This window comes from Arthrobacter sp. TJ-254 (assembly GCF_058269175.1).
The window spans coordinates 110316-136322 of sequence record NZ_JBZCNF010000003.1 but is presented as its reverse complement, the minus strand read 5'-3'; the positions used below and the strand labels follow the sequence as shown (position 1 = coordinate 136322).

General features: G+C 66.8%; 22 protein-coding genes. 8 read left to right on the top strand and 14 right to left on the bottom strand.

The genetic code is table 11. From position 1 onward, the window contains the following. Positions 1 to 11: 11 nt before the first annotated feature. Positions 12 to 470 carry a DUF3817 domain-containing protein gene (locus AC4D14_RS09360; protein ID WP_490901732.1) on the bottom strand — a complete coding sequence of 153 codons (459 nt, stop codon included), beginning with the start codon at positions 468 to 470 and terminating at the stop codon, positions 12 to 14. Between the two features lie 110 nt (positions 471 to 580). Between AC4D14_RS09360 and AC4D14_RS09355 the strand changes: the two genes are divergently transcribed. Next, positions 581 to 4138, top strand: a complete 3558-nt coding sequence (locus tag AC4D14_RS09355; protein WP_490901731.1) for a TM0106 family RecB-like putative nuclease — start codon at positions 581 to 583, stop codon at positions 4136 to 4138. Between the two features lie 255 nt (positions 4139 to 4393). Then, a complete protein-coding gene (locus tag AC4D14_RS09350) occupies positions 4394 to 5182 on the top strand; it encodes a matrixin family metalloprotease (RefSeq protein ID WP_490901730.1) in 789 nt (262 codons plus the stop codon). A gap of 116 nt (positions 5183 to 5298) precedes the next feature. On the opposite strand, the gene AC4D14_RS09345 is transcribed toward AC4D14_RS09350, so the two are convergent. Together AC4D14_RS09345 and AC4D14_RS09340 are read right to left on the bottom strand one after the other, a co-directional pair. Continuing rightward, positions 5299 to 5502 (bottom strand): cold-shock protein, encoded by a 204-nt coding sequence (locus tag AC4D14_RS09345; RefSeq protein ID WP_026533290.1) that lies wholly within the window; start codon positions 5500 to 5502, stop codon positions 5299 to 5301. Positions 5503 to 5712: 210 nt separating this feature from the next. Continuing rightward, positions 5713 to 6702: an LLM class flavin-dependent oxidoreductase gene (locus AC4D14_RS09340; protein WP_490902375.1), complete on the bottom strand. Its 990-nt coding sequence runs from the start codon at positions 6700 to 6702 to the stop codon at positions 5713 to 5715. A gap of 177 nt (positions 6703 to 6879) precedes the next feature. On the opposite strand from AC4D14_RS09340, the gene AC4D14_RS09335 reads away from it, so the two are divergent. Beyond that, entirely contained in the window at positions 6880 to 7035 is a 156-nt protein-coding gene (locus tag AC4D14_RS09335; protein WP_490901729.1) for a hypothetical protein, read from the top strand. 29 nt (positions 7036 to 7064) lie between these two features. On the opposite strand, the gene AC4D14_RS09330 is transcribed toward AC4D14_RS09335, so the two are convergent. Beyond that, entirely contained in the window at positions 7065 to 8369 is a 1305-nt protein-coding gene (locus tag AC4D14_RS09330) for a cation:proton antiporter (RefSeq protein WP_490901728.1), read from the bottom strand. Positions 8370 to 8539: 170 nt separating this feature from the next. Here AC4D14_RS09330 and AC4D14_RS09325 point away from each other — a divergent pair, with 170 nt between their 5' ends. Further along, on the top strand, positions 8540 to 11806 hold the full coding sequence (locus AC4D14_RS09325; RefSeq protein WP_490901726.1) for a DEAD/DEAH box helicase: 3267 nt from the start codon (positions 8540 to 8542) through the stop codon (positions 11804 to 11806). Positions 11807 to 11815: 9 nt separating this feature from the next. On the opposite strand, the gene AC4D14_RS09320 is transcribed toward AC4D14_RS09325, so the two are convergent. From AC4D14_RS09320 to AC4D14_RS09285, 8 genes are all read right to left on the bottom strand, one after another. Further along, positions 11816 to 12730: an alpha/beta fold hydrolase gene (locus AC4D14_RS09320; RefSeq protein WP_490901724.1), complete on the bottom strand. Its 915-nt coding sequence runs from the start codon at positions 12728 to 12730 to the stop codon at positions 11816 to 11818. A gap of 11 nt (positions 12731 to 12741) precedes the next feature. Further along, positions 12742 to 14316, bottom strand: a complete 1575-nt coding sequence (locus tag AC4D14_RS09315; RefSeq protein WP_490901723.1) for an ABC transporter ATP-binding protein — start codon at positions 14314 to 14316, stop codon at positions 12742 to 12744. A 1-nt stretch (position 14317) separates the two neighbouring features. Continuing rightward, positions 14318 to 15067 carry an energy-coupling factor transporter transmembrane component T gene (locus tag AC4D14_RS09310; RefSeq protein WP_490901721.1) on the bottom strand — a complete coding sequence of 250 codons (750 nt, stop codon included), beginning with the start codon at positions 15065 to 15067 and terminating at the stop codon, positions 14318 to 14320. A gap of 4 nt (positions 15068 to 15071) precedes the next feature. Next, the gene (locus AC4D14_RS09305; RefSeq protein ID WP_490901719.1) at positions 15072 to 15881 is read right to left on the bottom strand and encodes an ECF transporter S component; all 810 of its coding nucleotides are present in this window, start codon (positions 15879 to 15881) and stop codon (positions 15072 to 15074) included. A gap of 110 nt (positions 15882 to 15991) precedes the next feature. Continuing rightward, positions 15992 to 17023 (bottom strand): nucleoside hydrolase, encoded by a 1032-nt coding sequence (locus AC4D14_RS09300; protein ID WP_490901717.1) that lies wholly within the window; start codon positions 17021 to 17023, stop codon positions 15992 to 15994. Between the two features lie 4 nt (positions 17024 to 17027). Beyond that, positions 17028 to 17681: a GntR family transcriptional regulator gene (locus AC4D14_RS09295; protein WP_490901715.1), complete on the bottom strand. Its 654-nt coding sequence runs from the start codon at positions 17679 to 17681 to the stop codon at positions 17028 to 17030. A gap of 21 nt (positions 17682 to 17702) precedes the next feature. Continuing rightward, positions 17703 to 20552, bottom strand: coding sequence for an aconitate hydratase (locus AC4D14_RS09290; protein WP_490901713.1), 2850 nt, complete (start codon positions 20550 to 20552; stop codon positions 17703 to 17705). Between the two features lie 170 nt (positions 20553 to 20722). Continuing rightward, positions 20723 to 20995 (bottom strand): YegP family protein, encoded by a 273-nt coding sequence (locus tag AC4D14_RS09285; RefSeq protein ID WP_490901712.1) that lies wholly within the window; start codon positions 20993 to 20995, stop codon positions 20723 to 20725. 105 nt (positions 20996 to 21100) lie between these two features. On the opposite strand from AC4D14_RS09285, the gene AC4D14_RS09280 reads away from it, so the two are divergent. Both AC4D14_RS09280 and AC4D14_RS09275 read left to right on the top strand, forming a co-directional pair. Continuing rightward, entirely contained in the window at positions 21101 to 21526 is a 426-nt protein-coding gene (locus tag AC4D14_RS09280; RefSeq protein WP_490901711.1) for a very short patch repair endonuclease, read from the top strand. A gap of 46 nt (positions 21527 to 21572) precedes the next feature. Beyond that, positions 21573 to 21899, top strand: coding sequence for a hypothetical protein (locus AC4D14_RS09275; RefSeq protein ID WP_490901709.1), 327 nt, complete (start codon positions 21573 to 21575; stop codon positions 21897 to 21899). Positions 21900 to 22001: 102 nt separating this feature from the next. Here AC4D14_RS09275 and AC4D14_RS09270 read toward each other — a convergent pair whose 3' ends face one another. Further along, the gene (locus tag AC4D14_RS09270; protein ID WP_490901707.1) at positions 22002 to 22760 is read right to left on the bottom strand and encodes an SDR family NAD(P)-dependent oxidoreductase; all 759 of its coding nucleotides are present in this window, start codon (positions 22758 to 22760) and stop codon (positions 22002 to 22004) included. Between the two features lie 164 nt (positions 22761 to 22924). Between AC4D14_RS09270 and fdhA the strand changes: the two genes are divergently transcribed. Beyond that, positions 22925 to 24175, top strand: a complete 1251-nt coding sequence (gene fdhA / locus AC4D14_RS09265) for a formaldehyde dehydrogenase, glutathione-independent (protein WP_490901705.1) — start codon at positions 22925 to 22927, stop codon at positions 24173 to 24175. Between the two features lie 83 nt (positions 24176 to 24258). On the opposite strand, the gene AC4D14_RS09260 is transcribed toward fdhA, so the two are convergent. After that, entirely contained in the window at positions 24259 to 24729 is a 471-nt protein-coding gene (locus tag AC4D14_RS09260; protein WP_490901704.1) for an acyl-CoA thioesterase, read from the bottom strand. A gap of 464 nt (positions 24730 to 25193) precedes the next feature. Here AC4D14_RS09260 and AC4D14_RS09255 point away from each other — a divergent pair, with 464 nt between their 5' ends. Then, positions 25194 to 25880: a transglycosylase family protein gene (locus tag AC4D14_RS09255; protein ID WP_490901703.1), complete on the top strand. Its 687-nt coding sequence runs from the start codon at positions 25194 to 25196 to the stop codon at positions 25878 to 25880. The last annotated feature ends 127 nt before the right edge of the window (positions 25881 to 26007 follow it).

Genomic DNA, 26007 nt, shown 5'->3' with positions numbered 1-26007 from the left:
CGGCGCGATCCCTATCCGGCGGAAACCGGAGGCCCGGCAATCAGGAGCAGCGCAAACACGACGCCCACGCCGGCGAGCGCCACGAGCGCGGCGAGCACGGGGCTGCGCAGCACCAGGGCCTGTGCTTTTTCAAGTACGCCGGCGGCGGGCTCGCGGCCGGGCGCCAGGCGCCAGTGGCCGTCGAGCTTTCCGCCGCGCTCGAGCCAACGGTCAAACGGAACCGTGGCGAAGGGCACGACGGCGGAGACCAGTCCCAGCAGGCCCGTGGCCACCGACCACCGCTGGTTGATCCAGACGAAGGCGGTCGTCAGCACAAAGCAGAGGAAGATGAAGCCGTGGATGCCGCCCGCGGGCGCGATCAACGCCTCGGTGGTGCGTGCAATGTATTTAAAGAACATGGCTGTCAGCAGGAAAGCCCAGCTGATTGCCTCGGCTACGGCGACGGTCTTGAACAGCAGGCGCGGATTCATGAATCTCCAGGACGGTGAAAAGAGGCTCCTCCACGCTACCGCATTCAATGTCACCGCCTTGCCGTAGTTGGTAAGTTGTTGATCACCATCGCACCTGCCCGGGAGTCCATGTGTTCCTGCTCAACCCCGTTTCACCCGGCACCGCCCCCGACCTTGTCTTCTCCGCGAGCGACCTCGTCACCGCCTCCGAGTGCGAGTACCGGGCACTTCGCATCCTCGACGAAAAGCTGGGCTGGGCTCCCCCCGCCGAGTTCGCGGCGGATGAGATGCTGCAGCGGGCAGCGGTGCTGGGGGATGCACATGAGCACCGCGTTCTCGAGAAGTTCATAGCGGACCAGGGCACCTTTTCCGAAGAGAACCCGCACGGCGTGTACGAGGTGGTCCCGGCGGCCTCGATGGACCGGGCAGCGCTCACCGCCAAGCACGAGGAGTCGATTGCCGCCCTGGACGCCGGCGCCGGCGTGGTGTTCCAGGCCTCCTTCTTCGACGGCGAGTTCCACGGCCGCTCGGACTTCCTCGTGCGGACCGAGGACGGGGCCTATGCGGTCTGGGACACCAAACTGGCCCGGCACGCCAAGGTCGGTGCGCTGCTGCAGCTGGCCGCGTACGGCGACCAGCTGCTCCGTGCCGGGGTTCGAACGGCGCCGGGGGTCACCCTGGTCCTCGGCAACGGGACCTCGAGCACGCACCGGCTCTCCGACATCCTCCCCGTGTACCGGGAACGGCGGCGGCGCCTCACTGAGCTGCTCACCCGTCACCGTGAGGGTCAGCAGCCGGTGGCCTGGGAAGGGCAGGGCCACACCGCCTGCGGGCGCTGCGATTACTGCCGGGAGATGATCGAGCAGACCCGCGACGTCCTGCTTGTCCCCAACCTCAGCATGAGCCAACGGCAGACACTCCGCGGGAAGGGCGTCCGCACCATTGACGACCTCGCGGCACTGGAGGTCGCTGACCCCGCGTCGAGCCTCGCCCGCCTGCGGGAACAGGCCCGGATGCAGACGCGGACCGCGCCCATCGACGGAGGACGCAGCTATGTCGACCAGCAGGGCACTGCACGCACGATCGAGTACCAGGTGATCGACGGCAACGCCCTCGGGCTGCTTCCCCCGCCGAGTGACGGTGACATCTTCTTCGACTTCGAGGGCGACCCCCTCTGGCAGGATCCTGAAACGGGGGTCTGGGGCCTGGAGTACCTGTTCGGCGTCGTCGAGAATCCAGCCGGCGGAGGTCCCGCCTCCGAACCGGCCTACCGTGCGTTCTGGGCGCACTCGCGCGGCGAGGAGAAGCAGGCGTTCACCAGCTTTCTCGGTTACGTGGCGGAACGCAGGAAGCGCCACCCGGACCTGCACGTGTACCACTACGCCTCCTACGAAAAGACCGCCCTGCGCAGGCTGTCACTGACCCACATTCTTGGCGAAGACGCCGTCGACACCCTCCTGCGGGAGGGCGTGCTTGTCGACCTTTACGAAACAGTGCGCCGGAGCCTGCGCATCTCCGAAAATTCTTACAGCCTCAAAAAGCTCGAACCGCTCTACATGGGCGACAACCTGCGCACCGGCGATGTCACCGACGCCGGGGCCTCGGTTGTCGCATACGCCGAGTACTGCGCCGCCCGGGACGCCGAGGACGCAGAAACGGCCGAGGCTGTCCTTGCCGGAATCCGGGACTACAACCGTTACGACTGCCTATCAACCCGCGAGCTGCGCAACTGGCTGCTGGGCCTGGCCAGGGACCGCGGCATCACCCCGGCGACGGCGGGACAATCCGTTGAGCCCCCGTCGGGCCCGGAACCCTTCCCCGAGGAAAGCGCACTACTCGACTACGTCGCCTCCCTACCGCCCGGCCCGTCATCCATCGGTGACGCCCAGGCGGTGGCGATGGTCGCCGCGGCCGTCGGCTACCACCGGAGGGAACGCAAACAGTTCTGGTGGGGCCACTTCGACCGCCTCTCCACCTCGATCGACAGCTGGTCCGACGCCCGCGATGTCTTCCTTCCCACCTCCGCCGAGGTGCTCACCGAATGGGCGCCGCGCACGCCCCGGGCCCGCACCCTGGCCCGGACCATCCGCCTGACCGGTGTGCTCCCCGAAGGGGCCGAGTTCCGGCAGGGCTCGACGTGGTTCAGCATGTACGCTCCGCCCCTGCCCGAAGGGGTCGACTCGCGTGAAAACGGCGAGGGCGGCCGCGGCGGATGGTTCGGCTCAACGGTCCTCGAAGCGTCCTCCTCCGCCCAGGGCGACACCCTGGTGCTCGAGGAGCGCCTGCGCACCGGTGGCCTGCCGCACGACCTGCTCCCCCGGGCCCTGACCCCCGACAAGCCGCTGCCGACAACCTCGATCGAGACGGCATTGCGTGCCCTCGCCGCTGAAGTCCACGCCACGTTGCCCGACCTCCCCCGTGGACCGGGCCTTGACCTGCTGCGCAGGCTTCCACCCCGCCTCGCCGCCGGAGCGGAACTGCCTGCTGTGGGTGAAGGCCCCGGAGCGTATGTCGAAGCGATCACCGAAGCGGTGTCGCTGCTCGAATCCTCCTACCTCGCCGTCCAAGGCCCACCGGGGACGGGCAAGACGTACGTCGGTGCCCGCGTGATCAGCAGGCTCGTGGCCCGCGGCTGGAAGGTGGGGGTGGTGGCCCAGTCCCACGCCGTCGTGGAACACATGATCGAGGCCGCCCTCGAGGCCGGGGTTCCTCCCGCCGTGACCGCCAAGAAAACCGACCGCGATGCGCCGTGGCCGAACCGCCGGGACGAGGATGTCGAGGCGCTGCTTGCGTCCGATGGCGGTTGCCTGATCGGTGGAACGGCGTGGACGCTGACGGGGAGCCGCGTCCCGCAACAGTCGCTTGACCTCCTCGTGATCGATGAGGCCGGCCAGTTCTCCCTGGCGAACATCCTCGCCGTGACGCGGTCTACCCGGCGGCTGCTGCTGCTTGGAGATCCGCAGCAGCTTCCCCAGGTCACCCAGGGCAGGCATCCCGAGCCCATCGATGAATCCGCGCTCGGGTGGCTGTCGCACGGAGCCGCGACGTTGCCTGAACACTTCGGGTACTTCCTTGCCACAAGCTGGCGCATGCACCCGGCACTATGTGCCGCCGTCTCGCAGCTCGCCTATGACGGGAAGCTCGAATCGGCGCCCCCCGCGGCGATGCGGAACCTCGACGGCGTCCGCGCCGGTGTGGAGTGCGTCCTGGTCGACCACGCACACCGCAAGACATCATCTCCGGAAGAAGCGGCCGAGGTCCTTGCCCAGGTTCAACGCCATCTGGGCCTGGCCTGGACGCCGGACGAGGGGAAGCCAACCCGCCCCTTGGAGCAGTCCGATCTCCTGGTTGTTGCGGCCTACAATGCCCAGGTCCAACTGATCCGCGGGGTGTTGGAGGGTGCCGGTGTCCCCGATGTCCGCGTGGGTACCGTCGACAAGTTCCAGGGCCAGCAGGCCGCAGTCGTGATCGTCTCAATGGCATGTTCAGCGGCTGCTGAAGCGCCGCGGGGGATCGAGTTCCTGCTGAACAGGAACCGCATCAATGTTGCGGTTTCGCGGGGACAGTGGCGTGCGGTGATCATCCGCTCACCCCAGCTGACATCGCACCTTCCCACCCGGCCGCACTACCTCGAGGAACTCGGGGCTTTCGCAGGGCTGTGCGGCCCCGAATCGCCTATGCTTGGCTGACGCACCCTCTCACTCAGGAATCCCGTGGGCGAACACCATCCACAGAAGCAGCCGCGGCCCGGCGGAGCGGCAGCACCCCGCACCAGTCGCGGGTTTCCCCCTCCCCTCCAGGGCCCGTCCGCGCGTTCCTTTCAGGGTGCAGAAAACCAGGGTGCAAAAAACCAGGACGCGGAAACCCAGCGCACCCGAAACGCTTTCGCCTACCCGTCGGAACGTCCTGGAAAACGGCGTCGGCGCCGCCCGCGTTCGCTGCACGTGGGAACCGCCTGCGTTGTCGCCGTCGTCGCGGCCCTCTACCTCGCCCCCGATGTCACCGGAGGCGTTCTGAACCGGGTAGTCGAGCCCTTGAGAGTTGCACTGCCGGGACAGTCCTCCCAGCGGCCACCCGCAGGAATCGAAGCCTCGGCCGTCCCGCTGGGGGTTCCACCCGCGGTCGAACCCTCAACCAACTACAGGCTCTTCGATACCGGGAACACTTCCCAGGCCTTCATCGCCTACGATCCGTGCCGTCCGATCCACTACGTTGTCCGGCCCGACCATCAGCCTCCGGGTGGTTCGAAGCTGATCCACGAAGCCGTCGCTGAGATTTCCGCTGCGACCGGCCTCCGCTTCATCCACGACGGAGCCACCGCTGAAGCACCGGCCGGACAGCGGGAACCGTACCAGCCGGAGCTGTATGGCGAGCGATGGGCGCCGGTCCTCATCGCGTGGGTCACTCCCGAGGAGAACCCCGAGGTCGCAGATGACATAGCGGGGATCGGCGGGAGTACAGCACTCGGGCTGCAGGACGGGCCATCGATCTACGTGTCCGGCCAGATCCAGCTCGACGGCCCGCAGTTGAGCCGAATGCTTCCCCTCCCTGGCGGACCGGATGCGGCCCGTGCGGTGGTCATCCATGAACTGGGACACCTCGTCGGCCTTGACCACATTGACGACCCGACCCAGCTCATGCACGCCGAGACAACGTCGCCGACCCAGCTCGGCGCCGGCGACCGCGCCGGGCTCGCCCACCTGGGCAGGGGACCCTGCGTGCCGGAACTCTAGCCGTATAGCGCACCGGCCTGGCACTCAGGACCGGAACTCACGGCTGAAACCTGGAACAGGGCGTTAAACAGCAACAGGACGGGAATCGCTTCCCGTCCTGTTGCTGAAATCAAGCCTTAGAGAGGCTGGATGTTTGACGCCTGGGGACCCTTGGGGCCCTGCTCGGTGTCGAAGCTAACCTTTTGGTTCTCATCCAGCGAGCGGTAGCCGCTCGCGTTGATGGCGGAGAAGTGTGCGAACACGTCTGCGCTTCCGTCGTCGGGGGCGATGAATCCAAAGCCCTTTTCAGCGTTGAACCACTTCACGGTACCTGTTGCCATTTTTGTTATCCTTCTGAAATTCAGACGCCTTCCGACTTTCGGAAAGCCCCAGTCGCGGCGTGCTTGTCCGCTCTTTCAGAGATGCGGCGCCGCCCCGGAGGGCTTCGCCGCGTGAAATACAAATGCGCAACACTACAACCGAGACCCACTTTGCCAAACCAACACGGGTAATGGCAAGCAGGAATCCAAACCTTCTTTTAAATGCAACCTTTAGGCCGCCATCGGGCGTGCCAGCCCGGCAACCAGCTCGAAGGACCTCAGCCAGGTTTCTTCGCTGCTGGCCCGCGTTGCAATGATCAACTCGTCGGCCTGGGCGTGGTCGGTGAACCGCTCGAGATAATCCTGCACCTGCGGCACTGTGCCAACTGCGGAGTACGTAGCCATCTGCGCTACCTGCTGGCCCCCCGGTGAGGCGAGGATCGCATCCGCCTCCTCGGGGCTGAACGTGCCGCCACGACCCAGCAGCAGTTCGACCATCCGCCGCTGGCCGTCCTGGAACTGGCGCTGGGCCTCCTCTTCCGAGTCGGCGGCCATCACGTTGACGCCGGCGATCACGTGCGGCTGCTCGAGCTGGGCGGAGGGCTGAAACTCCCTGCGGTAGAGGGCCACCGCGTCCCGAAGGGCGGCCGGGGCGAAATGGGAGGCGAAGGCATAGGGCAACCCAAGGGCTGCGGCGAGCCTCGCCCCGAACAGCGACGAGCCAAGGATGTAGAGCGGGACGTTTGTCCCCCGTCCGGGCGTTGCGTGGACCCCCGGGATGCGCGTATCGCCGGAGAGGTACCCCTGCAGTTCAAGGACGTCCTCAGGGAACGACTCCGCCGACGCCGGGTCCCGGCGAAGTGCCCGCAGGGTGTTCGCATCACTTCCCGGTGCACGCCCGAGGCCGAGATCGATACGGCCCGGGTGAAGCGTTTCGAGGGTCCCGAACTGCTCGGCGATCGTCAGGGGTGAATGGTTCGGCAGCATGACTCCACCGGCACCCAGGCGGATACTTGAGGTCGCCGCGGCGACATGGGCAATCAATACGCTCGTTGCGGAGGAAGCGATGCTTCCCATGTTGTGGTGCTCTGCGTACCAGATCCTTCGATATCCCCATTTTTCCGCGTTCTGCGCCAGCCTTACACTTGCGGCAAAACTCGCAGAGGCAGTGCCTCCCCGCGGGATGTGTGCCAGGTCGAGGATGGACAACGGAACAGTTATCAAAGAAAAACCTTCCCAAAAGTTGCGTGCCGTGTTATTTACCGTTCGAAACGGTGCGGCTTGCAGGCGCTCTTAGGGGAACGGCCAGGACCGCCGACTTATTTCGGCTGCGGTTCACCCGGCAGGCCGACCGGGAGGTTTCGCCGGTGCGGGCGGAGCATCTGGCACGATGAACCCATGGCTAATTTTGAGCTTCCATCAACTGAGGCCGGGCTCCGGGCAAGGCAGGAGGAGCTCGTCCGGGCGCTCGCCACCGAATCGGGAACCGCGGGCCTCACCGCCCTGAGCGAGGAACTCGAAGCCGTCCAGCGGCGCCTCGAGGACCTTCGCTGACACCGGCGCCGGCGCTGGGACCGGCGGGCTCAGATGGGCGTTGAGGAGGCACGGCCCTCATCCCCGGACACCCGCAGCGCCTTGCGCTTCCGCGCCCTGTCGAGGGCGTTGATGACCGGGGCTGCGCTCATGCCGTGGACCACGATCGACAGGCACACAATCAGGCCCACGATGCGCCACAGCACCTCGGCCTCAGCCCCGAAGTCCCCCTTGGACAGCGCGTAGCCCAGGTAGTAGATGGAGCCGATGCCGCGGACGCCGAAGAAGGATATGACTCCGCGCTCCCACAATCCGGTGCGCCCCCGGGCCAGGCTGATCCACGCTGCGACCGGGCGGACAAGGAGGAGGAACAGCACCGCCACGAGAATCTCCTGCCAACGGAGGCCCTCCAGCATCCCGCGGGCAACGGCGCCGCCCAGCAGGACGAGGACGACGACAGTCAGAAGCCGTTCGAGTTGCTCGATATAGCTGTGAAGCACCCCGTGGTAGCCGTGCGTATGCTCCGCCGCCCGGATGGTCACGGCGCAGACGAACACGGCGATGAAGCCGTACCCCTCGGCAAGTTCGGTGAGGCCATAGGTCAGGAACGTCGCGGCGAGCGCAACGAAGCCCTCCGAATAGTTGGCCAGCCTGACACTCTCGCTGCGGGCCGAGAAGAAGATCCGGCCCAGCAGCTTGCCCATGCCGAAGCCGAAGAGGCAGCCGATTCCGAGGCGCCAGACGACGTCGAGCGCGAACCACTCGGGGAACCATGCCGATGGGGCGGACCCGACGAGGCTGAGCGCGATCGCAAGGTAGACGAACGGGAATGCGAGACCGTCATTGAGCCCGGCCTCCGAGGTCAGCCCGAAGCGCACCTCGTCCTCGCCTTCAAGGTCCTCTTCGGTTTCCGAGGGCTCGCCCACCTGGACCTCCGAGGCAAGCACCGGATCGGTCGGCGCGAGCGCCGCTGCGACGAGCAGGGCCGAGGCGAGCCCAAGCCCCAGCACCCACAGGCCCAGGAACATGAGGAGCACGATGCACACCGGCATTGCGATGCCCAACAGGCGCCACGTCGTACCCCAGCGCTTCCGGCCCACCCGGCGGTCGAGGGCGAGCCCTGCACCCATGAGGGAGATGATGACGCAGACCTCGGCGAGGTGGGTCGTGAAGTCACCGTACTTGATCGGGTCGGGATCGGGGAGGTTGTCGATCAGCGAAAAGGTGAGCACTCCCGCGCCAAGGAACACCATCGGCATCGAGATCGGAGCGCGCATCAGCAGGCGGGGCAGCAGTGCCGCCGCGAAAACCGCAAGCCCTGCGGCGGCATAAATGAAACTTGGTGCTTCGAACACCGGCAACCCTTCGTCGGAGGAGTGAAAACGGCCCCATTCGTAGGTTACGTGCTGGCCGCTGTCCGGAGGAATCAAAAGCCTCCGACCGCCGCGGAGCGCAACAATCGCTTGTAGCGGAAACCCCTCCATGCCGGGCTTGGGCGGGCGCGCCAGCGTGAGAGCATGAAAGTATGCCCACTTCCCCCCTGCCCCTGGTCGATGTCACGGACATCATCCGCGTCGTGGGCGGAGCCGCTTTCCAACGGGGCCAGATCTACGCCAAGGACGGCGCGGTGACGTCGGTGGCCTGGGACGCCGGGGCGAAGATCCTCACCGGGCGGGTGCGCGGTGGAAGTCCGGCCGAATACCGCACGAAGCTTCGCCTCGGGCTGAAGGGCGACGGTCGTTTCCGACCCTTGGAGAGCCACTGCAGCTGCCCGGTTGGGGGTAGCTGCAAGCACGTCGCGGCAACAGCACTCCAAAGCAACACCGAGCACCTCCTCGCCAACCACGAGCCCGCTGCCGTGCCTTCGACCCGCCGGCCCGCCGGCTGGCAGGCATCACTCACCGAACTGCTTGAACCGGCCGGACCCGAAACGCCTTCAACCCCTGCGCCCACCCCGCTTGCACTCCAGTTCGAGGTGCGCACCCCCGAAGTCGCAGTGCAGCGCTGGGGATCCGCAGCCGACCGGCAGGGCCTGCGGACGCTCAACTCGCGGCTCGGGGTCAGGCCCGTCAGCCAAAACAGCAAGGGCAAGTGGGTCAAGAACAGCCTGTCCTGGGGCAACATCAGCTATCAGACCTACGGCCTGAAGCTCGACCCCGACCAGCACCGCTGGTTCTCCCAGTTCCCCGCCCTGCACCGCGGCACCGGCGTCAACTATTTCGGCAACAACGACTCATGGCTCTACCTCGACGAGTTCAGCAACCCGATGCTCTGGCAGCTGCTTGAGGAGGCCGAACGGCTCGGCATCGAGTTCGTCGGAACGAAAAAGGCCGTAACGATCAAGCTGGGGCGCCGGGCGGTACTCTCCCTCGACGCCACGGCCGCCGGTGAAGGGGACCTGCAGTTGAACCCGCGGCTCGAAATCGACGGCGTTGAACACCCGGCCGAGACGGCGCACGTCATCGCGAACCACGGTATCTACACCGTCGCCCCAGACTCGGTCATCACCCTCGCCTCCGCCGGAAAGCTCAGCGGCCAGCACATCGACCTGCTGCAGCGGGCCCGCCCGGTGGTCGTGCCGGCCGCCGAGACCCCGGAGTTCCTCGAGGAGTACTACCCGAGGCTTCGCCGCTCCCTGCGGATCGCCAGCAGCGACGAAAGCGTCGACCTGCCCGAGGCGCAGCCGCCGGTCCTCCTGCTCACCGCGGCATACCGGTCCGACGGTGCGGTGGCCCTGTCCTGGGAGTTCAAGTACAGCATCGGGGCGGCGGTGCACCGCCGTCCCCTTCAGAGCGACGACGTCGATGGGTTCCGCGACGCCGACGCCGAAGAGGCCCTGGTCAGCGAAGCGGCGTCCGTCCTGGGGCCGCTGCCGCTGAAGTCAACGACCCTCGAGGAGATGCTCGCCGTCGAGTTCTCCGAGGACGTGCTGCCCCGGCTGGAAGAGCTCAAGGGTGTTGAAGTCGAAATTGTCGGTGTGAAACCGCTCTACCAGGAGCTCACCGAGGCGCCGCAGCTGACAATTTCCACCGTTGAGACCGACAACCGGGACTGGTTCGACCTCGGCGTCATGGTCACGGTCAGTGGCCGGAAGATCCCCTTCGACTCGATCTTCCGGGCCCTCGCCCAGGGTCGGAAGAAGCTCAAGCTCGTCGACAACAGCTACCTTTCACTCGACCAGCCCGTCTTCGAGCAGCTGCGCGAGCTCATCGAGGAAGCCCGGGACCTCAGCGAATGGGAGACGGGCTTCCAGATCAGCCGGTACCAGGCCGGCCTGTGGGCCGAGTTCGAGGACCTCGCCGACGAGACCGAGCAGGCATCGGCCTGGCGCGACGCAGTCGCCGGGCTCCTCGACCTGCCCAGCCTCGAACCCGTCGAGGTGCCCCCGGGCATCGCGGCGGAGCTTCGGCCGTACCAGCAGGAGGGGTTCAACTGGCTGGCGTTCCTGTGGCGCAACCAGCTGGGAGGGGTCCTCGCCGACGACATGGGACTGGGCAAGACGCTCCAGGCCCTCGCGCTGATCGAGCACGCACGCACCACCTCCGAGCCTGGCCGGCCCTTCCTCGTCGTCGCACCCACCTCGGTGGTTCCGAACTGGATCAATGAAACGCACCGGTTCACGCCCGGACTGAAGGTGGTCGGGATCACCGACACCCAGGGTGCGTCGGGGATTCCGGTGGCGGAGCAGATCCGCGGCGCCGACGTCGTCATCACCTCCTACACCTTGTTCCGGCTCGACCTTCCCGCCTACCAGGACCTCGAGTGGGCCGGACTGATCCTCGATGAGGCGCAGTTCGTCAAGAACCGGACGTCGAAGATCCACCAGGCCGCAAAGGACTTCGACACCCCGTTCAAGCTGGCGATCACCGGAACACCGATGGAGAACAACCTCATGGAGCTGTGGGCGATGTTCAACATCGTGGCGCCCGGGCTCTTCCCGTCGGCCCGGAAGTTCACCGAGGATTACCGCACACCGATCGAGAAAACCGGCGACAACCGTCCGCTCGCGCGGCTGCGGCGCCGGATACGGCCGCTCATGATGCGGCGCACCAAGGAGGCCGTCGCCTCCGACCTGCCCCCGAAGCAGGAACAGGTGCTCGAGGTTGAGCTCTCCCCCGAGCACCGCCACATCTACTCGACGTACCTGCAGCGCGAACGCCAGAAGCTGCTTGGACTGATCGAAGACATGAACAGCAACCGGATGATCGTCTTCAGGTCGCTGACCCTGCTGCGCATGCTGAGCCTCGACGCGTCCCTTGTCGATCCGGAGCACGAGGGAGTACCGTCGGCCAAGCTCGAACTTCTCCTCGAGCAGCTCGAGGACGTGCTGGCCGAGGGTCACCGCGCCCTGGTGTTCAGCCAGTTCACCTCCTACCTCAAGAAGGCCGCAGCCCAGCTTGAGGCCCGCGGCATCGACTACGCCTACCTCGACGGGTCGACGCGCAGCCGCGGAGAGGTGATCGATTCCTTCAAGGAGGGCAAGGCTCCGGTCTTCCTGATCAGCCTCAAGGCCGGTGGGTTCGGCCTGAACCTGACCGAGGCGGATTACTGCTTCCTCCTCGACCCCTGGTGGAACCCTGCCACCGAGGCACAGGCCGTGGACCGCACCCACCGTATCGGACAGACGAAGAACGTGATGGTGTACCGGATGGTCTCCAAGGGCACCATCGAGGAGAAGGTCATGAAGCTCAAGGAGCAGAAGGCCCGGCTCTTCACCTCCGTCATGGACGACGACGCGGTCTTCAGTTCCGCGCTCACCGCCGACGACATCCGGGGCCTGCTGGAGGCCTAAGGAGCTGCCTCAGGTTCCGTTGGTGCGCGAGCCGGCGTCGAGGACGGCCGCGAAATCCGCCGGGCGGGCGGCGATCCACCAATGGCCGCCCTCAACGTGTTCAACCCTCAGCTCCCCCACCTGCTCCTCGAGTCCAGCAGTGAGCGACGGCGACAGGAAGGGGTCGCGGAGCGGGACGACGACGTGGACCGGCACATTGATGCGCCCGGGGGCCCGCCGCGCGGAAAAAAGCGTTCGACGGTACAGGACGAGCCCACGGGCCGGGTTCTCGCCGATGCTTCGGCCGGAGAGACCCTCGTAGCGCGGACCCAGGTAGCGCCGCCACACCGCCTCCGGGAGCAGGGGAAGCTGGAAGGCGGCCACGTAGGAGCTTCGCAGCAGCTGGCCGGCAAGGCGGGGCCACCTCCCGGGCCGGCGTGCACTGCCGCGGACCCACCGCCGGAAGTGAAGCAGATCAGGCCCGGAGACACTCGTGAACCGTGAAAACACCCCCGCCCGCGGGTCCCGCAGTGCAGCCCAGGCCTGGATCGATCCCCAGTCGTGGCCCACAAGGTGCACCTGGGCCAGTCCTGTTGCCTCGATCACCGCGAACAGGTCATCGACGAGCGTTGAAAGCAGGAAGGCGCCCGGTCCGCCGCCGGATACTGACTGGCCGGCAACCCTCGTGTCGTAGGCGACGATCGTGAAGGTCGGGGCAAGCCGGCGGATCACCGGGAGGAACACCCGGTGATCATCGGGGTAGCCGTGGACCAGCAGCAGTGCGGGGACTCCGGGTGCGGGAGTGCGCCCGAATTCGAAGACGGCGAGCTGCGCGCCGGATGAGGAAACGGTTCGTCGTCGGCCGCCCAGCTCGCCGAAGTCGGGGTCGGCCGGGGAACTGGCGCCGCTGCCCGGTGAGGGAGGGATTTCCGCGTTGCTGTCCATAGCCCCGGACCCTACCGGGGGTGTGCCCCGCGCGGGGGGAAACCCGGCGGGAACCGGAGCGTGCCGCCCATGAGCCGCCCGATGCGGTGGCAGACCGCCCGGGCAAACTCAGTGTCGTGGGTGGCCAGCACTGCCCCTCCCCCGGCAGCTGCATGGTCGGCGAGGACCCGGGCGAGCAGGTTCCGCCCCCGTTCGTCGAGACCGGCCGTCGGCTCGTCGAGCACCCACAGCACCGGACCCGTGGCGATCAGGGAAGCGAGCGCGACGAGGCGCCGTTCAACGAAGCCGAGCTCGTAGGGATGGGACTGGGCGCGGTTCCCCAGGTTCACGGCCTCGAGTGCGGCATGCGCGGCGGTCTGCGCGGCCTCCCGGGAGGACCCGGCGGCCGATGGTCCGTAGGCCACCTCGCGCAGCACCGTCCGTTCGAAGAGCTGCTGGTCCGTGTCCTGGAAGAGGTAGCCGGCGGTGCGCGCGAGCTCACCGACGCTGCGCCCCCCAAGCTCTCCCCCGGCCAGGCGCACCGATCCGGCCGACGGGCGGAGCAGCCCGTTGAAATGCTTGAGCAGCGTCGACTTCCCCGAGCCGTTGGCCCCGGTGAGTGCGATGATCTCACCGGGAAACACGGTGAGGTCGACGCCGTGCAGTCCGGCGGGAGGTTCTCCCGAGGGCTGCGGATAGGTGAAATGGACCCGGCTCAGCTGGGCCAGCGGGATTCGCTCAGCGATTGGCTTGGGGTGAGGGGCGGGAACGAAGCGGGGAGGCTCGCCTTCGGTGCCAATGCCGTGGCGTGCCAGGTCGGCGTCCCGGGCCTCGGCGAGCGATCCGCTGAAGACCTGCCGTCCGCCGTCGAGCGCCATGATCCGGGTGCCCGGCGGAGCATCCTGCGGGAGCAGCGGTTGGAGGAGCACCACACCGGTCCCCGCAGCCCGCAGCCCGTCAAGGACGGCGGCAACCTCACGGGCCGCCTCCGGGTCGAGGCCTTGGTAGGGTTCGTCGAGCACGAGGATGCCGGGGCGCGCGGCAACGGCCGCGGCGATCACGGTCCGCCGCAGCTGGCCTCCGGAGAGCCTGCGCGGGTCCCGGTCAAGGAGTCCGGTGAGGCCGAGGTCCCCGGCCACAGCGGCAACGGTCTCCCGAAGCCGGTCCACCGGCACGCCGTGATTGGCGGGCCCGAAGGCGATCTCCTCACCGACCGTCGCGGACATCAGGGAGAGCTGGCTCCACGCCGACTGGGCGACGAACCCCACCCGGGCGCTCCACGCCGCCGGGTCGATCCGGGGGTCGTCGTCGGTGCCGGAGAAGTCGAGCCGCTGGCCGTCGAGCGCCAGCGTGCCCCGGAAAACGGATCCGGCGTCCCTGCCGGTCTGGCCGGCGAGCAGGTGGGCGAGCGTCGTCTTGCCCGAGCCCGAAGCACCGACGACGACCACGAGTTCGCCGGGTGCGACGTCGAGGGCGGTGCCGCGCAGTGCAGCGCCCTTCCTCCCCTGGCCGGTTCCGGCGGGCGCGTCCGGACCCTGCCGGGGGCAATCCGGCCCCTCGTCGGGGGCATCATCGTAGGCGAAAAGCTCGCAGTGCAGGCTTATCACTTCAGGCTCCCCCGCTAAGCCACAGCACCGAGAAGACAAGGACGGCACCGGTCATCCCCCAGCGTGCTGCGGCCTGCGCGCGGGTGTCGGTGTCGGGGAAGTAGCTGGTGCGTGCTCCAGTGGCGGAGAACCCCCGGGCCTCGAGCATGCGCGCGCGTTCGGCCGCCTCGACAAGCAGGCCCAGCACCAGGGGAACGGTGACCATGAGCAACCCTCGAAGCCGCGAGATGAGGCCTCCGCGCACCACAAGGCCGCGGGCCTGCTGTGCCTGGGTGATTGCACGGGCCCGTTCGGCCACCTGCGGCAGCAGGCCGAGCGCCGAGCCGAGGAGGAAGACGAGCTTCCGGTTCCAGCCCTTGGAGGTCATCGCGGAGATCAGTTCGGGGATGCTCACGGTGCTTGCCGCAGTGAGCAGGGCGCCGGCAAGCACGGCCAGGCGCAGGCCCATCGAGCCGGCGAAGGAGAGCCCCTCGGCGGTCACCCGGGCAGGACCCCACTGCGCCAGCACAGTCGACCCCTCGGGGAAGAACAACCCATGGAGCACCAGTGACGAGGCAAGGAGCGGCCCCGCCACGACGGCCAGCGCCGTTCCGAGCTTCCGGGGCGCCCCGGAGAGGAGCACCGCAGGGAGGATGACGGCAACGAGCACCGCCAGGGAGAACTGCCAGCGGTTGATGACGAGGACCAGGACGACGAGGAGCGCCGCCGCCAGCAGTTCGGTGAACGGATGGAAGACCCGGCGCCGGGGCAAGGCGTTACCGGCCGGCGTGCGCCGTGCCTGCGAGCACGGCATGACGGCGCAGGAACGGGAACTGGCTGCGGGTCCGCCGCGGCAGGGAGTAGACGATGAGCGCGACAAGCGTGAACACGATCAGCTTGTCGATGGTGTCGGAGGTGAGCCCCTGCTTGGTCGCCGCCACGAGCAGTGAATCGCCAACCGCCCGGAAGGCAGCAACGATGGCGTTGGTCCCCACGCTTCCGGCGGCACCAAACAGGAAGGCGGCCACGGGAGCTGCGACAAGCCCGCCGATCGCCCCGACGACGAGACCGGCCAGGGGCGCGAGGTAGACGCGCCGGAACATCCCGTACTGCGCGGCGAGGCCGGCGAGCAGGCCGATCAGGGCCGCCCCTGCGGCGAAGGGAAGCGCAAGGGGATTGAACAGCCCCCAGATGGCGTTGCTGAGCGCCCCCGTTGCGGCGCCCGCGGCTGGTCCGGCCAGGACGGCGACGAGCACCGTTCCAATCGCGTCGAGGTAGATCTGCAGCCCAAGGCTTCCGGCGGTCTGGCCGATCGCGATATTGAGCGCGATGCCAAGGGGCATGATCACGAGGGTGTTGGTGCTCAGCGTCGGCACGATTCCGGCAACGAGGAGCGCTCCTCCGCCGAGGAAGCCCAGGAGGCAGATCAGGGCGGCGGCGTTGCCGGTGCCACCGGCGACCTCGGAGGGCTGGGCCAGCACGAGGTAGAGGTAGGTCGCGGCGATCAACACCGCTCCGGCGGCGGTCAGGAGGCGGCGGTGCGCGGAGGAGCCGCGCGAAGCGGGAAGGATCAGGGGTGAACTCATGGCAGTCCTCATTAGCGCGGGAAAGGCTTGGGAGTGCACCTCATGTCACCTCGGCGCGGGCCCGCGGCAGTGCGGGCAGTTAGTAAGTGTACCCGCGCAGCGGCTCCCGTTCAGCCCCGCGACCTGGCGAGGGCCCCGACGCGGCGGACGAGCAGATCGAAGCATTCCTCGGGATTGTTGGTTCGCACCACGCGCGCATTCGGCGGTTGCTTCCAGAACCCGGCGAAATCCCCAACCGTCTGCCCCCGGGTGAGGATGGAGGAGGTTTCGACGTCGACCGTTGCGGTGCGCGCGCTGAAGGAGGCTTCACCGGTGGCAACCATCGCCGCGAACAGGTCGTGGAGGTGGGCGAGATAGCCCTGGTCGTAGCGGCGGTGGAATTCCATGTAGAACCGCAGCGCATCCGAGACCCAGGCGATCATCCGGTTTGAATTGGAGCTGCGCAGCCCTTCGGCGTCTTCGGCGCTGAGCACCTCCGGTCCGGCTCCTGCCGCGCGCGAGAGACGGTCGATATGTTCGGGGAGGCATTCGATGCGTTCGGTTGATTCCAGCGCGCAGACGATCGGCAGCTTCTCGGCCGGCAGCCCGCGGTAGGCGGCGAAGACTTCGCGCGCTGCGTGCGGATCAACCGAAACATTCCACTCGGCCACCGGCGTCGTGTTTCCGGGGTAGTTGAATGCCCCGCCCATGATGACGAGCCCGCGCAGCAGCGAGGGAAGTTCCGGTTCGGCGCGCAGCGCCAGGGCGAAATTGGTGAGCGGCCCGGTGATCAGGCCCGTGATCTGGCCCGGGTTGGCCCGCGCCGCCTCGACCCACACCTCGACGGCGTGCCTGTCCGAGACGCTGGCGGCGGCCGGCGGCACGACGGCGTAGCCCACGCCGTAATCGCCGTGGGTTTCCTCAGTGGTCACCAGCGGTACCTGTAGGGGCACTTCGCTGCCGATCGCGACCTCCACCCCGTCGACGCCGGCAAGCTCGAGCAGGGCAAGGTTGTTCGCGGCAACCTGGGCGGCTGGGACGTTGCCCGCGGTGCAGGTGATCGCTTCGATCCGCACCCCTGGCGCGGCCAGGAGGTAGAGCAGGGCGATCGCGTCGTCGATTCCGGTGTCGACGTCGAGCAGCAGCCTGGATTGGAGTTCCACGGCGCTACCCGGCTGCCGTGGTGCGCAGCAGTCGCAGGCGCAGGGTCCGCGCAGTTTCCATGTGGGTGCGGGCGATCCGTCGGGCGTCGTCGACCCTGCGGTCCGCCACCGCCGACACCAGGGCGGCGTGCTCGTCGAGGGATTCCTGCCAGCGGTTGTCGACCGAAAGCGTTGAGCGCGGCGTATGGATCAGGTGGGTGGACAACCGTGCAAGCAGGTCGGTCAGCACCGGATTGTGGGTTGCCGCCCACACCGCCAGATGGAACTCCTGGTTGTACGCGATCTTCGTGCGGTCATCGGGATCGTTCGCGGCACGGTCACGCTCAAGAAGCGCTTCAAGGCGCATCAGCTCCGCCGCTCCACGGCTGAGCGCTGCCTGCCCGGCGGCTTCCTCCTCGAGCATGACCCGCAGGTCGTAGATCTGGATGACTTCCTGCGGGTCGATCTGCGGAACCTGGAGCCCGCGGGCCGCACGCTCAAGGAGGCGCTCATGCTGCAACCGGCTGAGCGCCTCCCGGACAGGAGTACGGGAAACACCGAAGCGTTCGGAAATCACCACTTCGCGCAAAGCGGTGCCCGGGGGGTGGACCCCTGCGAGGATCTCCCCCCGAAGCACCCGAAAGATGGCTTCACCGTCCACCCGCGTGGACGCGTCCATTGACTCGGCCACGGTGCTGGGTCAGCCCACCAGTTGACGAAGCACGTACTGCAGGATGCCGCCGTTGCGGTAGTAGTCGGCTTCACCCGGAGTGTCGATGCGCAGGACGGCGTCGAAAGTGATCGGCTGTCCTCCGTCGGCCGGAGTTGCCGTGACCTTGACCGTGCGCGGCGTCCTGCCCTCGTTCAGCTCGGTGACGCCCTCGACCGCGAACGTTTCAGTGCCGGTCAGGCCGAGGCTCTGGGCGGTTGCCCCCTCCGGGTACTGCAGGGGCAGCACACCCATGCCGATCAGGTTGGAGCGGTGGATGCGCTCGTAGCTTTCGGCGATCACCGCACGCACCCCGAGCAGCGCGGTTCCCTTCGCAGCCCAGTCACGGGAGGACCCGGAGCCGTATTCCTTACCGGCCAGCACGACAAGCGGAATGCCTGCCTTCCGGTAGTTCTCCGCCGCGTCGTACACTGCCGCCTGCGGCGCGTCGGGCTGGCTGAAGTCGCGCGTGAAGCCGCCTTCGACGCCGTCGAGCAGCTGGTTCTTGATGCGGATGTTCGCGAACGTGCCGCGGATCATCACCTCGTGGTTGCCACGGCGCGAGCCGTAGGAGTTGAAGTCCTTGCGCTGGACCCCGTGCTCAAGGAGGTAGCGGCCCGCGGGCGTGTCGGACTTGAAGGAGCCGGCGGGGCTGATGTGGTCGGTGGTGACCGAGTCGCCGAGCTTGAGCAGGACGCGGGCGCCCTCGATGTTCTGCACGGGCTCGGCCTCGAGGGTCATTCCCTCGAAGTATGGCGGCTTCCGCACGTACGTGGACTCGGGATCCCATGCGAACGTTGCGCCGGCGGGCGTCGGAAGGGACTTCCAGCGTTCGTCGCCCTCGAAGATGGTGCCGTAGCTCGAGGTGAACATCTCCTCGTTGATCGAGGAGTCGATGACGGACTGCACCTCGACGGGGTTGGGCCAGATGTCCTTGAGGAACACGTCGTTGCCGTCGCTGTCCTGGCCCAGGGGCTGGTTGTCGAAGTCGAAGTCCATTGTGCCGGCCAGGGCGTAGGCGACCACCAGCGGCGGGGAGGCCAGGTAGTTCATCTTGACGTCCGGGTTGATGCGGCCTTCGAAGTTCCGGTTGCCCGAGAGGACGGCCGTCACGGCGAGGTCGTTGTCCTGGATGGCCTTGGCGATCTCATCCTCAAGCGGACCGGAGTTGCCGATGCAGGTGGCACAGCCGTATCCGACGATGAAGAAGCCCAGCTTCTCAAGGTAGGGGATGAGGCCCGACTTCTCGTAGTAGTCGGTGACGACCTTCGAGCCCGGTGCGACCGAGGTCTTCACCCACGGCTTCGAGGTGAGGCCCTTCTCGACGGCGTTGCGTGCCAGCACGGCGGCGGCGAGCATGACCGAGGGGTTTGAGGTGTTGGTGCAGGAGGTGATCGAGGCGATACTTACCGCACCGTGGTCGAGTTCGAACTCGCGCCCGTCCTTCATAGTGACGTTGACCTTCTTGGAAGGCCGTGTTGCCTGGTCCGCCCCGGCGTGCACGGTTTCCCGCGGCTTGGCGTTTTCGTCTACGTGGGTGCTCCCTGCGGTGAAGCTCGGCGAATCGGAGGCCGGGAAGCTGAATTCCGAGGCTTCGTCGACGGTTCCCGCCGGTGATTCGGCAAGGTGGGGGTCGTCCGAGTAGTGGCTCAGGTCCTCACGGAACTGGCTCTTCGACTCGGTCAACGCGACACGGTCCTGCGGACGCTTCGGACCGGCGATCGAGGGTACGACGGTCGAGAGGTCGAGTTCGAGGTACTCGGAGAACTGGATGTCCTTCGACGGGTCGTGCCACAGCCCTTGTTCCTTGGCGTAGGCCTCAACCAGCGCCACGTTCTCGGCGGGACGCCCGGTCAGGCGCAGGTAGTCGAGGGTCACCTCGTCGATGGGGAACATTGCCGCGGTTGAGCCGAACTCCGGGCTCATGTTGCCGATCGTTGCGCGGTTGGCCAGCGGCACCTCGGCAACGCCTTCACCGTAGAACTCGACGAACTTGCCGACCACGCCGTGCTGGCGGAGCATCTCGGTGATCGTGAGCACGACGTCGGTGGCCGTTGCCCCGGCCGGGATCGAGCCGGACAGCTTGAAGCCCACGACCCGGGGGATCAGCATCGACACCGGCTGGCCGAGCATTGCGGCCTCGGCCTCGATCCCGCCGACACCCCAGCCGAGCACGCCAAGGCCGTTGACCATCGTGGTGTGTGAATCGGTTCCCACGCAGGTATCGGGGTATGCCCGCAGCACGGTTGTTCCGTTGCTTTCGACCTCGCGGGTCATCACGGTGCGGGCCAGGTATTCGAGGTTCACCTGGTGCACAATGCCCATGCCCGGGGGAACAACCTTGAAGTCATCGAACGCGGTCTGGCCCCAGCGCAGGAACTGATAGCGCTCACCATTGCGCTCGTACTCGATTTCCATGTTGCGCTCCAACGCTCCGGCGTTGCCGAAGACGTCGATCTGCACGGAGTGGTCAATGACCATCTCCGCCGGCGCCAGGGGGTTCACCCGCTTGGGGTCGCCACCGAGGTCCGCCACTGCTTCACGCATCGTGGCGAGGTCGACAACGCAGGGAACGCCGGTGAAGTCCTGCATGATGACGCGGGCCGGCGTGAACTGGATCTCCGTGTCCGGTTGTGCGTCCGGGTTCCATCCGGCGAGAGCGCGGACGTGATCGGCGGTGATGTTCGCGCCGTCCTCTGTTCGCAGGAGGTTCTCCAGCAGTACCTTGAGGCTGAAGGGGAGCTTCTCCGCACCCTCAACAGCATCCAGCCGAAAAATCTCGTACGACTTACCGGCGACATCGAGTACGCCCTTTGAGCCAAATGAATCCGCGGCAGTCATGACCTTCGCTCCTTAGCTTGAAAACGAGTTTTGCCTCTAGTCTAGTACCCGGTTTCGCTCATTGTATACATTGGTACACACGAGGCGAGTATCGTGGCGGAACGGGCCGGCCGGGGGGCGTAGGCCTTGGTTGCGACGGCTCCGAAGGCGGGGCCGCCTTCCCCGGCGGGCTAGATCGAGGCGCCGTTCCCCGCCGCGGCGGTTCCCGGTGCGGCGGAGGCGGAGACACCGCGCAGGAACGCATCAGGAGCCTCAATGTCGCCCCTGCTCTGGTCGACGACCGGTCCGGTTCCAGCGATCTCGCGCATCAATTCAATTCCCGCAATTGCGTCCTGTTTCGTCGCATAGAAAGCGGAAACGGCAACCAGTGAACCATCCGGGGCGGTCAGCTTCACTCGGTAGCCGTCATCATGGGCGTCAACCAGTTTGAAATAACCAGCCATCGTCTTACCTCCTTGTAAGGGGCATTTTCCTCAAATGCGGTGCTTAATCATAAGCATACTTACTGGATTGTGGATCACCCACTCCGCGGAGCCTAGGATCGATGCATGGCCGACACCGTCAGCCGCGAACAGCGCAGCCTCAACATGTCCCGGATCCGGGGCAGGAACACTCGGCCGGAGCTTGCCGTGCGTCGTGCGCTTCACCGGGCGGGCTACCGGTACAGGCTCCACGGCTCGTTCGCCGGGACACTCCTGCCGGGAAAGCCGGACCTCGTTTTTGCGAGCCGCCGCAAGGTGATCTTCGTCAACGGGTGCTTCTGGCACTCCCATTCTTGCCGCGCCGGGCAGCGCGCACCGTCAACGAATGCCGAGTTCTGGGCTCAGAAACGGGCCCGCACTGTTGAACGGGACAGCGCGCAGCTGGCCCTCCTGCATGAGATGGGATGGGAAGTGATGGTGGTGTGGGAGTGCCGGTTGAAGGAGCCGGCGTCAATACTTGAACAGGAGCTCGCGGCGTTCCTCGGCCCGTAGCGCCGCCTGGCCACCGACCGCGGGCCCGACGAAGGGAAGACTAATTGTGAGCAGTGGCATTGGAGCAGCAGGCGACGGAACAGAAGCCGTCCGCCCGGAGAAGGCCGACGCGCCGGCGAAGGGCCCCGCGAACGGGGACGGGGAAGACAACCTCAGCGGCGCGGGAAGCGGGCAGCCGACGGCGGACCGGCGCGATTCGGCCCTTGAGCCCGACGCAGGGCAGTCCGGAGCCGACTCGGCGAACATCCGGGAGCAGCAGGGCACTTCCGGCGGCGGAATGGTTCCGCCGAGCTTTACTGGAGAACACGGGCCTGAGGGCGCGGCGGATTCCGCGGGCGAACCCGGCCAGGACTCCTGGGACGACCGGGGGTGAACCGGCTGCCGGGGTTGAACCGGCTCCCGAATCACCGGTCCGATGGGCGCCGCTCCTCGGACTACCCCTGACTCGAACTATCCCTAACTCCAACTACACAGCTCAGCGGCCCCGGTTGGCGAGCGCGGCAACGAGGGAGGGAGGGGCGGTGCGTGCCACAGCGGATAGCACCTTGTACCGCTTGCTTGGGATTGATACGGCCTTGCCCGCGCCCGCGTCGCGCAGCGCCTCCGCAACCACCGGGCCTGGTTCGAGCCACATCCACTGCGGAACCGAGGCCTTGTCAACGCCCATGCGGTCGTGGAATTCGGTGTGGACGAACCCGGGGCACACCGCGGTGACGGCTATTCCCTCCTTCCGGTAGGCGATGTTGGCCCACCGGCTGAAGCTGATCATCGCCGCTTTCGCCGCACCGTAGGTGTCCCGCGGGGTAAAACCGGCAACGCTCGCAACATTGATGACGCGCCCGCTCCCCCGCCGCCGCATCCCCTGGAGAGCAGCGTGCATCAGCGCGATGGGCACCTCCACGTGGATTTTCAGGTGGCGCAGTTCGTCGTTGAGCGTGTTGTCTGCGAACGGCTTCTGCAATCCGTAGCCCGCGTTGTTCACCAACGCCGTCACCGGAACCTCGGATGCCGAAAGACGGGCGATCACCCGATCCCGGCCGCCGTCGTCCAGGAGGTCCGCCGCAAGCGTCTCCACCTCAACACCGTGGGTGCCCCGAAGTGCCTTTGCGCTCTCATCGAGGCGCGCCGCGTCCCGTGCAACGAGGATGAGGTTCGATCCGCGGGCTGCAAGCTGCTTCGCGAATTCGGCCCCGAGGCCGGCACTGGCGCCGGTGATCAAAACAGTCTCAGTCATGGCTCCCACCCTGCCCTTTCCTGCAACGCCCTTGCAACCTTCAATCCGCTACGGTCGGACGGAGCTCCGCCTCACGGCCGAGCAGTGGAAGGGCGCATGGAGGAGCTCAGCGAGGAGGATCCGGTCAACGAGGACCGGACCGACTGTTACTGAAAGGGAAACCCATGCCTGGAAACAAAGCTGTTGCCTACAAGGCTCCCGGTGAGGTCGAGGTCATCGACATCGACTACCCCACCTTCGAGCTCAAGGACGGCCCTGGGGTCAATCCGGCAAACGTCGGGCGGCAGGTGCAACACGGAGTCATCCTCAAGACCGTAGCCACCAATATCTGCGGTTCGGACCAGCACATGGTCCGGGGCCGCACGACCGCGCCGGCCAATTTGGTCCTGGGGCACGAGATCACGGGCGAAGTGGTCGAGGTGGGCCGCGACGTCGAATTCATCAAGGAGGGCGACATCGTTTCGGTCCCCTTCAACATCGCCTGTGGCCGCTGCCGCAACTGCAAGGAGCGGAAGACCGGCATCTGCCTCAACGTCAACCCCGACCGCCCCGGAAGCGCCTACGGATACGTGGACATGGGCGGCTGGGTGGGAGGCCAGGCGGAGTACGTCCTGGTGCCCTATGCGGACTGGAACGTGCTGAAGTTCCCGGACCGGGATCAGGCGCTCGAGAAAATCCTCGACCTGACGATGCTCTCGGACATCTTCCCCACCGGATTCCATGGAGCCGTGTCGGCGGGTGTCGGCGTCGGATCGACTGTCTACGTGGCAGGGGCTGGTCCGGTCGGGCTTGCCGCTGCAGTGTCGGCCCAGCTCCTCGGCGCCGCCGTCGTGATTGTTGGCGACCTGAACGCCGACCGCCTCGAGCGGGCCCGCAGCTTCGGCTGTGAGACAGTCGATGTCTCGAAGGGCGATCCGAAGGACCAGATCGAGCAGCTGCTCGGCGTGCCCGAGGTCGACTGCGGCGTTGATGCCGTGGGCTTCGAAGCCCGGGGCCATGGTTCGGGGTCAAGCACGGAGGCGCCGGCGACGGTGCTCAACTCGCTGATGGACATCACGGCCGCGGGCGGAGCGCTGGGCATCCCGGGGCTCTACGTCACGGGCGACCCGGGCGGCATCGACGAGGCCGCCAAGGTTGGCTCGCTGTCACTCAGCCTTGGCACCGGCTGGGCCAAGTCGCTGTCCTTCACCACCGGGCAGTGTCCGGTCATGAAGTACAACAGGGGCCTCATGATGGCGATCCTCCACGACAAGGTGAACATCGCCAAGGCCGTGAACGCGAAGGCGATCCCGCTTACCGACGCCCCGCGGGGTTACGAGGAGTTCGACGCGGGAGCCGCGACGAAGTACGTCCTCGATCCCAATGGCTACCTCGGTACGCAGCAGGCCAGCATGGCGGGCTCTGCCCAGCAGTAGGACGAGAACACACTGGAGGGCAGCATCCGGGGCGGCACCCCGGCTGCTGCCCTCCGGCGTGTCCGCACCCTTATTCGGGAGCATCAGCCGAATAGAGGAGCCCCAAGGCGGGTGCGCAACAGATCCCTTTGGTCAGCACTGAGCCGCACGAGTTGGCCGGTGGCAGCCCGGGCGAAGACAAGAACGGTAGCCGCTTTCACGCAGACCTCCCCGTTCACGGGATCGCGGACGAGGTAGGACAGCGTGATGCTCGCGGGCTTCACCTCGCTTACCCAGACGTCGACGACCGCTGGAATGTTGCGGTACTCAAGAGCGGCTGTGTACCGGACCCTGTGTTCGACGACGAGCGCCTGGACATCGGCGTCGAGCGCCGAGAAAAACTCAACCTGCGCGGTCTGCCCGGCAGCGCCGGTTCCTGCCGGCTGGCCGAACACCCCGACGCGGGCCTCCTCGAGGAGCCGGACCACCGAAACGTTATTGATGTGACCGTAGGCGTCCATGTCGCCCCAGCGGAGGGGCACCTGACAGGTAAGTGCGGCAGTAGGAGTTTCCATGCTCCCGTTCTACAGGAACCACACCGGGGCACGCGCTTCACTGACGCGAAGCAGGCGCGGAACCCCCTTGATTCCAGCTGGCGGAGCCACCCGCGAACGGCCGTTCTTGGCCGATTCGAAGCCCCGCCGGAGGTCCGTCAAGGGCCCACCGCGGGCGAAGTGTTCCAGACCGAGCGGCAGACTTCCAGTTTTTTTCCGGTTTTTTCGAAAAGTCAATTACCGTTTCATCTCGATTTGGCAACGATCGAATTCTCGCCTAGCGTAGGGGTGTTCCCCGCTCTGGGGATCGATAAAGGCTGCCGGTTCCAAACCGCGCGGCTGCATATGCCCGGTACCGCCTCCACCGCATGCTGCTCGTCAGGCGGATACCGAACCATGACCTCTATTCAGTCAAGGTGAGCAGCGGTACAAAGACGTCCGGGGACGGAACGAGTGCAGGTGGCCTTTTGGAGCATCGTACCCTCATGAAGAACTCAAAAACGACTCTTAACGCGCGCCGTGGCCTTGCCGTCGTCGCCCTCGCAGGCCTTGGCCTCGGTGCTTCGGCTGGTGCGGCGAACGCCGCTCCCGCCAGCGACTGGGACGCCCTCGCCCAGTGCGAAAGTGGCGGAGACTGGGGAATCAACACCGGTAACGGCTACTCCGGAGGACTCCAGTTCTCCCCGTCCACCTGGGCCGCGTACGGTGGATCCGGCTCCGCAGCCGATGCCAGCCGCGAGCAGCAGATTGCCGTAGCCGAGCGCGTTCTCGAGGGTCAGGGCTGGGGCGCATGGCCCTCCTGCTCCTCGCAGCTCGGCCTGAACAGCTCGGCGAGCACCGGCGGAGCGGTTCCTGCTCCGGCACCCGTTTCGGTCCAGCAGGCTCCTGTCGCCCAGGTGCCCGTCGTCGAAGCAGCCGTTGTCGAGGCCCCCGTTGTTGAAGCACCCGTTGCCCAGGCACCTGTCGCCGAGGCACCCGTTGCCCAGGCACCGGTCGTTGCTGCTGCAGTCAGCGGCGAGACCTACGTCATCCAGTCGGGCGATACGCTCAGCTCCATCGCCGCGAAGCTCGGCGTTGCAGGTGGCTGGGAAGCACTGTACGCGGCAAACGCCGACACGGTCATCCACGCCGACCTGATCTTCACCGGCGACGTTCTGCAGATCCCCGCCTAAGGATCACCGTCTCACAACGCATCTCCCGATGCCTGAAAAGGCCCCGCCTCGCTTTGAGGCAGGGCCTTTTTTCGGTTAAGGCCCGGTGAGTGCGCGCCGCAGGGCCTATGGACTCGGACTGCTTGAC